This window comes from Vibrio sp. S11_S32 (genome assembly GCF_014694465.1).
GTDB classification, from domain to species: Bacteria; Pseudomonadota; Gammaproteobacteria; order Enterobacterales; family Vibrionaceae; genus Vibrio; species Vibrio algicola.
Window position 1 is genome coordinate 1 of the sequence record NZ_JAAUWS010000105.1, and the last position, 2,223, is coordinate 2,223.

At 40.7% G+C, this 2,223-nt stretch carries 1 protein-coding gene; it reads right to left on the bottom strand.

Features of this window, described 5'->3' with window-relative positions:
- Positions 1 to 1,021: 1,021 nt before the first annotated feature.
- Complete coding sequence (locus HC723_RS16700) at positions 1,022 to 2,032, bottom strand: alpha/beta hydrolase (protein WP_190339890.1); 1,011 nt, start codon at positions 2,030 to 2,032, stop codon at positions 1,022 to 1,024.
- Between the last annotated feature and the right edge of the window lie 191 nt (positions 2,033 to 2,223).

Genomic DNA, 2,223 nt, shown 5'->3' on the forward strand with positions numbered 1-2,223 from the left:
AAGCTAAGTCCACTCATGGCGTTTATCTACACTTAAAAGCAAGTATATGATCACAACCAATATAGATCGTCAAATCGATCTTGAAAATATTGCAAAATAAGACAAAAATAGTTAGCTTAAGGTTGAAGTTGGAATTTACTCAAACCCTTATTGCATAAGGGTTCTTCGTGATCTTTCCCTGCCGAACAATCCCATGACATTAACCATAAAATACTTGTTAGTATGCGCGGCCGATATCACTTTCAGGTAAGTACATTATGTTTAGATTTGCATGCATTTATTTGAAGGTTAGCCGTCTGATCCAGCACATTGAAGCGTGCGATCGAGCATCAAAGACGATGCGTTCTGAAGATAGGTTTGACTCTTCATTACAAAATTAATCCATTTTTTCGCGGTGAATCGTGAGTTTTTGCAGGGAACGATCTCACCGTGAGGAATTGCATGAGACAGTTTTTGTCCATTTTGAGACAGTAGATATTGCGTGAAGCCTTATAAAAACTAGGTTTAGCACCTTTTTAGCTTTTGGCCCCAATAGGAAGAAAAAAACACCGTTCACCAACCTATTTTCACGCCAATTATTTTAGTTCTCTTGATTTTATCTTCGCCCACGCTACCGCACAAGGCATGTGAAATCCCTGTCAAATATAAATAGTTTGAATAATTAGATGCTTACACATTCATCACTCTATTTTCGTTCAAAGCAAACGAGCGGTAGAGCTTAACTCATTGTATTTAAAGTGTAAATGTAAATGTAATCATTTTTAAATACGCGACAAACATCTTATAACGCGTCACTTTGCGCTCTCTTTCTGAGCGAAACATCTCACTCAACACTTTCTTTTTTTGTTTCTTTTGGGCTAATTGATGTTTTATCAATAACATCGATTATTCTAACATTAATTCCAAAATTACTTATGACCCGAATCAACAAACTGAATAATAGCGACCTTTCACTTTTAACGCAGCGAGATTGTACCACCTCAATGAATGAAGAATAAATGTTAATGCCATTAATTGCCACCTAGCCAACGTTTGCATCAGGTTTGCTTACCTTGGCATTATTTGGTTCTGGTAGACTTTGGCTTTGCTCTCCTTGCATTTTTCCGGTTTGGATCAGTTGTTGGATGTGCTTGATTATTGGGCTCGGGACGTGATTTTTATCGTTCAGAAAGTAGGTGTGACCGGTGGGAAAATCGAAGTGGGTGTTAAAACTATCGCAATCAACTTCCATTACTTTGCGCTTAGGCAGTTTGGATAAATCTTCTGGGCCGGTCATGCCCATTCTGCGTGATAACGTTCTACCATAAAGGTTGACGATTTTAGACGCGGGCATGGCGAGATCGTCGCTGGCAAAATAGACGATGGTATTTTTGGCCGAATCGATAATATGTCGCCCCGCTTGACCTTGCTCTAAGGCTTGGTTCTCAACATCGGCGGCCACCATAAACACGTTACGAAATAACTGCGACATGCCTCCGGGTTGAGTATGTTGTACCCAAGCTTGCATCGCATTGACCAATACTCGGTTTCCCATTGAGTGAGCAAATACGTTCATACGGCGTAAACAAGGCTTTTGTTGCTGGGCTGCATCGTGTCGCCATTGGTCAAACTTCCAAAACAAACGTGCAAAGGCGATGCCACTGTAGTCAGCTGCTTTTTGGTCGTCCCAGTAATCATCGACAATTTGTAATGCTGAGTCATCGTCACATGGCCAAATAATCGGGATCACTTTCACCAAATCAGTATCATCTTGATTGAGTAAAGCTTCGAGTTGCTCGGCCCTGCCAAAGACATCTGGTTCCATATTGTTATTAAAACCATGGATATAGAACAATATTTGAGTATGCGCTGGCAGTGCTTTAAGTTGCGAAAAGAAGGGCCTGGAGAGGATTTCTGTATAATCGCCTTCCCCATTACGCTCACAAAAGAACAACCATTTAGAGATGTCGGTATTTTGGCTATTGAAATTGATTTTACGATTGGCTTTGGAGCGAGCCGATTGATTGGGAGTGCGGTTGGTAATAAAGAGCATGAGGCTGTCCTTGCCAAGTTGAATGTGGTCATTGAAGAAGCATCCTTGCCTCTAGTCGAATATTTTGTAAGCGTTCACCAGCACCCTATTGACAGGCGAATGTGACGATCATCACTTGATCTACAATTGCCTATTGAACGATCCTTTTTATGCTTCATTATCTTCACATGAGCAGAAAAAAAGAACCTAAA